Genomic DNA, 8,994 nt, shown 5'->3' with positions numbered 1-8,994 from the left:
TGGGGGGTGGGGATTAATAATCTGCGCCCTTGGGGTTGGGGTGGGGGTTGGCGTTGGTTACGCCGGGGCGGCGTTCGCCGCACGCCGCGCGGTCGACCGCGATCTGGCCGACTGGCTTGCCGTAGGTGTTGGCGCCGATCAGCGCCGAATTGGCGCCGAGATAGGGAATGAAGCTGTTGATCACGAGCTCGCTCGCCGAGGCGGTGCTGCCGGTGCCGATGAAGGCGATCCGGGTCGGCGCGATCGATTCCGCACGCGGCTGGAAGCTGCGCGTGTCGTTGAACGCCGCCTTTTCCGGGCGGAAGGTGGTGAAGCTGAACACGTCCGAGGTCGAGCGGTTGCGGCCCAGCAGGTCGCCGATCAGCGCCGCGGTCGAGACCAGCCCGCCGCCATTGTATCTGAGGTCGAAGACGATCTCGGTAATCCCGGCGGCGCGGAACTGCGCGAAGGCATCGCGCAGCGCCGGGTCGGCGGTCGAGATGAAGGTGCGCAAATTGATGTAGCCGACCTGGCGGCCATTGTCGTTGATGACCTGGACACCGTAGCGGGTCGAAACCGGGAGCAGGGCGTAATCGCCCTTGGTGACGCTGACGTCGCGACCGCCGCCGGTGCCGGCGAGGCGCAGCAGGCGGGTGGTGCCGGCGGTGGTCGGCCCCAGCGCGTTGGTGACGCCCGCGACGCCTTCGGTGGCGAGGATCTCGCTGACGTTGCGCAGATTGGCCGGGCTGGTGCCGATCGCGACGATCTCGGTGCCGCGGTCGATGCCGGCGGCGAGCGCCGGCGCGCCCTCGAACGCCTCGATCACGAACACCCGCCGTGCGGCCGTGTCGTAGCTCAGGCGGATGCCGAAGCCGGCGCTCGCGCCTGAATTGAAGAAGGCGTTCTCCTCGGCGATCGAGGTGATGTAGGTAAAGAAGCGGTCGCGGCGCAGCGCGCGGGCATTGGCGACGAGCGCGTCGATATAGTCCTGGACGCTGGCGAAGGGCGTCGGATCGAGCGCCGCGGGCAGCGTCTCGGGGAAGAGATACCATTCGCGGATCTGGGCGGCGGCCCAGTCCTGCCGGTCGCGCAGCGAGCAGGCGGTGCTGGTCGGCGGCGGCGTGCCCCCGGTCGGCGGCGGCGCCGCGGCGGTCCCGCCGCCCCCGCCTCCGCCACAGGCGGAGAGCAAGGCGGCCATCGCCAGAATTGCGCCGAATCGCTGCCGTCTCATGCCATTTCCCCGCTCGCCTCAACGGCTTAGCGGGAAACTGCGCTGCTGTCAGGCGGAAAAAAGAAGCACCTTTTCAGGCGCTCCAGATGCTAGCGGCCCTGGGCGCGCCAGCGCTTGACGACGCGGGCGACCATTGCGTCTTCCTCGCCGGTGTGGCGCCACAGCTCGGAGAAGAGCGGGTCGGACGAGGCCGGCCGGCGGTCGCGCTCGAGATCGTCGAACGAGACCCGGATCGGAATCGAGACGCCCTCGCCGCAGACGATGCACTCTCGGTTGCGCAGGGCCGGGATGACGTCGAGGAAGCCGCGCGAGCCTTCCGGCATCGCTGACTTGACGAAGGCCTGGTCGCGGTCGTTGTTCAGGCGCATCGCGATGATCGTGCCGCATTGCGAAAGCACGCCCTCGGCGAGGTCGGACGGGCGCTGCGTGATCAGGCCCAGCGACACGCCATATTTGCGGCCCTCCTTAGCGATCCGTTCGAGGATCTTGCGGACCGCCTGGCCGGTCGAGGTCTTGTCGGCGGGGACGTAACGGTGCGCCTCCTCGCAGACCAGCAGGATCGGCCGCTGCACCTCGCTGCGCGACCAGATCGCATAGTCGAAGACGAGCCGCGACAGGACCGCGACCACGACCGAGACGATGTCGGAGGGGACGCCGGACACGTCGATGATCGAGATCGGCTTGCCCCGGGCGGGGAGACGGAAAATCTTCGAGATGAAGTTCCCCATCAGGTCGGCGACGAGCATGCCGGAGAACATGAACTGGTAGCGCGGGTCGGATTTCAGCTCGTCGATCTTGGTTTTGAGCCGCATGAAGGGGGCGGTGTCGGTGGCCTTGTTGAGGAGCCCCATCTCGTGGGTGATCGCCGCAGTGAGGTCGGACAGGGCGTAGGGGATCGGCGAATCGACGGTGAGCTTGGTGAGTCCTTCCGCCGAGCGGTTCCTCGCACGCGCCTGCAACAGGCATTTGGCGAGGATGTCCATGTCGCGCTGACGTTCGGCGCCCTGCGTGGTGACGAACACCTCGCAATGCTCCTCGAAGTTCATCAGCCAATAGGGCATGGCGATATTGTCGACGTTGAACAGCTCGCCATGGCCCTTGAACGCGGCGGAATATTCGCCGTGCGGATCGATCATCACGATATGCCCTTCGGGGCTCTGGTCGCAGATCCGGTGCATGATCAGGGCGGCGGCGGTCGACTTGCCGGTGCCGGTCGAGCCTAGCAGCGCGAAATGCTTGCCGAGCAAAGCGTCGATATAGAGCGCGGCGCGCACGTCCTTGGTCGGATAGACGGTGCCGATCTCGATATGGGCGCGCTCGTCGGCGGCGAACATCTGCTTCAGATCGTTGCCGGTCACCGGATAGGCCTTGCTGCCGGGGATCGGGTAAGCGGTGATGCCGCGCTTGAAGTTGATCATCCTGCCCGAGGACGGGTCCTCGTCGCCCTCGCCGAGGAAGTCGATCTCGGCCGAGACGATGCCCGATTCGGGATCGATCACCTTGAGCGAGCGGATGTTGGCGAGCAGCCAGCGGCGGCTGCTGTCGATCTTGATCTGGCTGCCGACCTGGCCGGACATGGCGACGGAAGGGTCGGGATCGCCGGCCAGCTCGATCAGGCGGCGGTCGACGATGTTGACCCGCGCTCCGCTGCCGCCGATCTCGACGACCTGGCCGATCGCCTCGTGCGCGGCGGTGAGCCGGCGCCGCGGCGGCGGCGTGACGTTGTCGGGCGCGCCGCCGCCGTCCTGGGGGAAGCCGTGCACGTTCATCGCATCGGTCATTCTTATATCGCCTGGCCGTTCTTGACCGCCGAGGTCTAGCGAATGCGGGTAAACAAGCCGTTTGCGATGTTATGCGTAGCGGCGCTGGAAGAAGGCGCCCGCCGCCCAGCCGAGCAGCAGCGACACGGCGACCGCGACGATCCCGTAGCTGAGCGACCAATCCTCCGCCGCGTCGGCGACGAACCGCTCGAAGCCCAGTTTCTCGATCTCGATCTCGCGCGCCGCGCCGGCGATGACCCGGCCGTCGCGGATCAGGAAGGTTTCCGCAGTGTAGGTGCCGACCGGCACGCGGGCCGGAATGCTGATCCGGGCGCGGTAGAGCACGCCCTCGCTGATCTCCACGCCGCGTGGGATTTCGGCGTAGAGTTGCTGGCGCTGACGCAGGTCGATCAGCCCCCGCTCGAAACGGCGGAAGGTCTCGGCGTCGGCGCCGCCGCCCGGGGAGAGTTGGAGGTTCTGGAGGCCGAGCTCGTAGATCGCGGCGGTGCGCTCGTCGACCAGCTCGGACAACGGCCGCGACGAGGCGACGGCGTAGAAGCTCGGCGCCGAGCGAAAGCGGACCCGCTCGACGTTCATCCAGACCCCGGCGACCTGCTGCTTCTCGCGCACCACGATCCGCTCGAGCGGCCCCTTCAGGACGACGGCGACGTCGGTGCCCGGCTCGGGCGCCCGCCCGCCGGGATGAAGGATCGCGCCGAACAGGAGCAATTCGGCGCCCGTGAAGCTGTAGCGGATCTCGATGTGGCGCTGCGAGACGTCGGGGACGAGGCGCGGCTGCGCCTGGCCGAGCAGCAGCGGCGAGGCCAGAGCGAGGACGAGGGCGGCGAGGCGCTTCACAGCATCTGCACCGTGTAGATTTCCTCGGGCCGCCAGCCGAGCTGGAGCCCCATGCGCAAAGCCACGCCGAGCACGACGATGGCGAGGATCATGCGCAGCAGCTCGGGCTTCATCTTCTGGGCGAGCCGGGCGCCATATTGCGCGCCGATCACCGAGCCCAGCAGGAGCAGCACGGCCAGTACGATGTCGACCGAGCGGGTGGTGGTGGCGTGGACGAGGGTGGTCGCGGCGGTGACGAACAGGATCTGGAGCAGGGAGGTGCCGACCACGACCGCCGCCGACATGCCGAGCAGATAGATCATCGCCGGCACCATGATGAAGCCGCCGCCGATGCCCAGCAAAACGGTGAGCAGACCGGATACGAAGCCCAAAGCGAGCGGCGCGAGCGGCGAGATGTACAGGCCCGAGCGGTAGAAGCGCCAGCGCAGCGGAAGCATCGCGATCAGCGGATTGTGGCGCCGGGCCGGGCGCTCGGCCGCCTTGGCCGAGGGTTTCCAGATGCCGAGCGCCGTTCCCGATTCCCGGGCCATCATCACCCCGATGCTGCCGAGCAGGATGACGTAGAGGATCGAGATGACGGTATCGATCTGGCCGAGATTCTGGAGCAGGCGGAAGAGGAAGCCGCCGAGGATCGCGCCGATCACGCCGCCGAGGATCAGGACGGCGCCCATTTGGATGTCGACCCCGCGCCGGCGGCGGTGGGCGAGGACGCCCGAGATCGAGGTGCCGGTGATCTGCGTCGTCGCCGAGGCGACCGCGACCGCCGGCGGAATGCCGTAGAAGATCAGGATCGGCGTGGTGAGAAAGCCGCCGCCGACGCCGACCATGCCCGTCAAAAGGCCGACCAGCCCGCCGAGGCCTATGATCACCAGCGCGTTCACCGACAAGCCGGCGATCGGCAGATAGATGTCCATGGGGCCGCGACCCTAGCGGCTAAAATGAAGGTGCGGAAGCGGCCTGACTTGGCTCTTTAGGGAGCGGTATTCGCGGTCTCGACTTGGAGTACCGCCTGCTGCTGCCGCGCCGCTGCGAGCGGCGTCGCCAGCAGATTGCGCAGGCGGGCGCGGAAGCTGGCCAGCTCGCCGCCCGAAAGCTCCGCGCGGCTGGTGAAGCGGACCGAGCGCGGATTGATCGTTTGGCCGTTCCGGTACATTTCGTAGTGGAGGTGCGGGCCGGTCGAGAGGCCGGTCGAACCGACATAGCCGATCACCTGGCCCTGCCGCACGCGCGCGCCGGGCGAGACCGCGATCCGGCTCATGTGCGAGTAAGAGGTGGCGAGGCCGTTGGCGTGGTTGAGGCGGACCTGCCGGCCGTAGCCGCCCGCCCAGCCGGCCCGCGCCACCGTACCGTCGATCGCGGCGAGGATCGGGGTGCCGTAGGCGGCGCGGAAATCGAGGCCGCGGTGCATGCGCTGGTAGCGCAGGATCGGATGCATCCGAAGACCGTAATTGGAGGTGACCCGGCCCGGCACCGGCGCCTGAACGCCGCCCCTCTGCTGGCCGACGCCCGAGGCCTCGAACCACTGGCTGCGGCCGTCCGAGGTCCACTGCATCATGCGAAGGTCGCGGCCGCTGGTGCGCTCGAGCCCGGCAAAGAGCAACTGGCCGGTCTCGGTCTCGCCGGTCGCGGCGCGGCGATGCTCGATGATGATGTCGAAGCGGTCGTCGGAATTGAGCCCGGAGGGGATCTGGAGCTGGCTGGTCAGCGCGCGGATATAGGCTTCGACATGCCTGGCCGGCACGCCCGCCGCGCGCGCCGAGCGGTAGAGGCTGGCGCCGACCCGGCCCTGGATGCGCAACGGCGTCTCGTCGACCGCGATCGGGATTTGGCTGAGCACGAGCTGGCCGCCGCTGCGGACGATCTCGAGCCTCAGGTCGAAGCGGGCGCGGAAGCTCAGCCGATCGAGGGGGCGGGCAACGGTGCGGTTGGGGCGGCGGCCCAAGGTAAGATCCATCGTCGTGCCGGGACGAAGATCGGTGACGCTGAGCACGCCGCCGATCATGCTTGCCACCTGGTCGGCTTCGGCCGCGCCGACGCCGGAGCGTTCGAGCATGCGGGCGAGGCCGTCGCCGCGACCCAAGGTGGCGCGCAGATCGATGATCGGCCGTTCGGGCGTCTCGGCGAGCGGCTGCACCGCGTCGGTCGGCGCCATCCGGCGCCCGGTGTCGGCGCCGTAGGCGAGCGGCGAGATAGCCAGGGCGCGGGCCTGCTCGAACTCAGCGTCCGGATAGGGAAGGGGGCTGGAACCGGCGATCGGGCCCAGCCCGGGCGCGAGCGACCAGGCGGCGTAGCAGAGCGCGAGGCAGGTGAAGAGGCCGCGGAACCATTCGCGGCTGCCGATCCGCTGGCCGAGATCGACGATCAGGTCGAGGTCGCCGGCGCGGCCGCGCAGCGCCTCGACCCGCTGGCCGAAGACGGGCCGGGTGGGGACGCGAAGCGCGGTGCCGTCGAGCGCGAGCGCAGCCGCGCCGCTGCCCGCACCCGTGCCTATGTCATTGAATCGATACAATGCGGCTCTGCCCCAGCGGCCCGTTTATCCCCCGCCGCGCACCCCGCTCGGCAGGTGTCAACTGTTCTGAAGAAAAGAGGTTAAAGTCAAATTACGGAATCTACGACTGCGACGAGGCGGCCAGCGGGCCGGATGAGCCGAGTCCGCTCGCCAAGCGCCGGAAAAGGTTGCGCTTCGGCTGCCGGCGCCCGATCTTGCGGCGATGAGCGAGCTTGCCCGCGCGCCCTTGAAGGCCATTCTCGGGCCCACCAACACCGGCAAGACCCACCTCGCCGTCGAGCGGATGTGCGGCCACAGTTCGGGGATGATCGGCTTCCCGCTCCGCCTGCTGGCACGGGAGGTCTATGATCGCGTCGTCCAGCTCAAGGGTGCCAATCAGGTCGCCTTGCTCACCGGCGAGGAGAAGATCCTGCCCGCCCAGGCGCGCTGGTTCCTCTGCACGGTCGAGAGCATGCCCATCGGCGGAGGTATGTTTGCCGGAGCCGACAACAGGATTCCTCGCGACTTCGCCTTCGTCGGCGTTGACGAGGCCCAGCTCGGCGCCGATCCGGAGCGCGGCCACGTCTTCACCGACCGGCTACTCCACGCCCGCGGCCGCGAGGAGACGATGATCCTCGGCTCGGAAAGCCTGAAGCCGATGGTCCGGGCGCTGCTGCCCAAGGCCGAGATCACCGCCCGGCCGCGCTTCTCGACGCTCAGCTATGCTGGCCCCGCCAAGCTCTCGCGGCTGCCGCCGCGCTCGGCGATCGTCGCCTTCTCCGCCGACCAGGTCTATGCGGTGGCCGAGATGCTGCGCCGGATGCGCGGCGGCGCGGCGGTGGTGATGGGCGCGCTTTCCCCGCGCACCCGCAACGCGCAGGTCGCGATGTATCAGGCCGGCGAGGTCGATTATCTCGTCGCCACCGACGCGATCGGCATGGGCCTCAACATGGATGTCACCCATCTCGCCTTCGCCGGGCTCGGCAAGTTCGACGGCGCCCGCCGCCGCCGCCTGACGACCGCGGAGATGGCGCAGATCGCCGGCCGCGCCGGCCGCCACCAGCGCGACGGCACGTTCGGCTCGCTCACCCTGGCGGGCGAGGCGATGCCCGAATTCCGGCCCGAGGAGGTCGAGGCGATCGAGGAGCATCGCTTCCAGCCGCTGGATTTTCTCTACTGGCGCGAAAGCGCGCTCGATTTCGCCGGCATCGAGGCGCTGATCCGCAGCCTCGAGCGGCGCCCGGCCCGGCGCGAGCTCCGCCCTGCGCCCGAGGCGATCGACCTTGCCGTGCTGAAGCAGCTCTCCGGCGATGCCGAGGTGGTCGCCCGGGCGACCGACTCCACGCAGGTGCGCCGGCTTTGGGGCGCCTGCGGCCTGCCCGATTTCCGCAAGACCGGCCCCGAGCATCAAGCCCGCCTGGTCGCGCGCGTCTTTGGCCATCTGACCGAGGGCAGCGGCCACATTCCGCGCGACTGGTATGCGGCCGAGGTGGCACGGCTCGACAATGTCCAGGGCGACATCGATACGCTCGCCGACCGCCTCGCCGGAATCCGGACCTGGTCCTATGTCGCGCACCGCTCGGACTGGCTCGCCGAGCCGGCGGCGATGGCCGAGCGGGCGATGGCGGTCGAGGAGAAGCTTTCCGAGGCGCTGCACGAGCGGCTCACCCAGCGCTTCGTCGACCGGCGCACCTCGGTGCTGATGCGCGATCTCGGCCGCAGGGGCGCGGGCGAGTTTCCGGTGCTGATCGACGAGCAGGGCGAGGTCAGCGTCGGCTCCTACGCGATCGGTCGTCTCCAGGGCTTCAATTTCGAGGTCGATCCCGCCGCCCGCCACGCCGACCGCAAGATGCTGCTCGCCACCGCCGAGCGGCGGCTGGCGGGCGAATATGAGAAGCGCGCCGCCGCCCTGGTCGCGGACACGGACGACCATTTCTCGCTCCGCACCGACGCCGGCGCGCCGGTCGCGATCCTCTGGCGCGGGCACGAAGTGGCCCGTCTCGGCCCCGGCAAGAATCTGCTCTCCCCCCGCGTCCATCTCGACCGACGGATCGACCGGGTCTCCGAGAAGGGGCGCGAGGCGGCGATCGCCCGGCTCAAGGACTGGCTGCGGGGCGGCGCCGAGACGGTGCTGGGGCCGTTGCGCGCCGCCGGCCATGCCGCGCAGGATCCGGCCGAGCCCCCGGCAGTGCGCGCCCTGCTCGCGATGCTCGTCGACGAGGGCGGGATCGTCGCGCGCGGCGCCGTCTCCGGCGCGCTGGCCGCGCTCGACAAGGAGCAGCGCCGCGCCGTCACCCGGCTCGGCATCCGCATCGGCGCGCTCGATCTCTACATGCCCGCCGTGCTGAAGCCCGAGGCGATGCGCTGGCGCGCCGCCTTGCGCGCCGCCGCCGCCGGTGCGCCGATGCCGGCTCTGCCCGCCCAGTCGGCCGTGGTGCTGCCGCGCCCGGACGATCCGGCCCTGCTCGCCCGGCTCGGCTTCCGCGCCGCCGGCCCGCAGATGATCCGGGTCGACATGGCCGAGCGGATGGCCGCCAACGCGCACGGCGCGCGGAGCGGCGGCGAGCCCGTCAATCAGGCCCTCGTCACCTCGCTCGGGCTCCAGCCGGAAACGGTGGCGAAATTGATGCGCGAGATCGGCTTCAAGCCGGGCGAGGGCGAGCCCGCCTGGGTCTGGC

General features: G+C 69.6%; 5 protein-coding genes and 1 pseudogene. 1 reads left to right on the top strand and 5 read right to left on the bottom strand.

What is annotated here, in order from left to right:
* Positions 1–22: 22 nt before the first annotated feature.
* The 5 genes and pseudogenes from ACT4N8_RS05115 to ACT4N8_RS05095 all read right to left on the bottom strand — a co-directional run.
* A pseudogene (locus tag ACT4N8_RS05115) lies at positions 23–1,177 on the bottom strand (S41 family peptidase); the annotation flags it as partial.
* Positions 1,178–1,299: 122 nt separating this feature from the next.
* Positions 1,300–2,991, bottom strand: coding sequence for an ATP-binding protein (locus ACT4N8_RS05110; protein ID WP_444857054.1), 1,692 nt, complete (start codon positions 2,989–2,991; stop codon positions 1,300–1,302).
* Positions 2,992–3,060: 69 nt separating this feature from the next.
* Positions 3,061–3,828 (bottom strand): TIGR02186 family protein, encoded by a 768-nt coding sequence (locus ACT4N8_RS05105; protein ID WP_444857053.1) that lies wholly within the window; start codon positions 3,826–3,828, stop codon positions 3,061–3,063.
* Positions 3,825–4,742: a sulfite exporter TauE/SafE family protein gene (locus ACT4N8_RS05100; RefSeq protein WP_444857052.1), complete on the bottom strand. Its 918-nt coding sequence runs from the start codon at positions 4,740–4,742 to the stop codon at positions 3,825–3,827. Before ACT4N8_RS05100 ends, ACT4N8_RS05105 begins: the two co-directional genes overlap by 4 nt.
* A 56-nt stretch (positions 4,743–4,798) precedes the next feature.
* Complete coding sequence (locus ACT4N8_RS05095; RefSeq protein WP_444857051.1) at positions 4,799–6,337, bottom strand: peptidoglycan DD-metalloendopeptidase family protein; 1,539 nt, start codon at positions 6,335–6,337, stop codon at positions 4,799–4,801.
* A 202-nt stretch (positions 6,338–6,539) separates the two neighbouring features.
* On the opposite strand from ACT4N8_RS05095, the gene ACT4N8_RS05090 reads away from it, so the two are divergent.
* The coding region (locus ACT4N8_RS05090) for a helicase-related protein (protein ID WP_444857050.1) at positions 6,540–8,994 on the top strand (2,455 nt) is incomplete at its 3' end.

This window comes from Sphingosinicella sp. (assembly GCF_052387495.1).
In the GTDB taxonomy this organism is placed as follows: domain Bacteria; phylum Pseudomonadota; class Alphaproteobacteria; order Sphingomonadales; family Sphingomonadaceae; genus Allosphingosinicella.
This window is presented reverse-complemented; position numbering and strand designations above follow the sequence as displayed.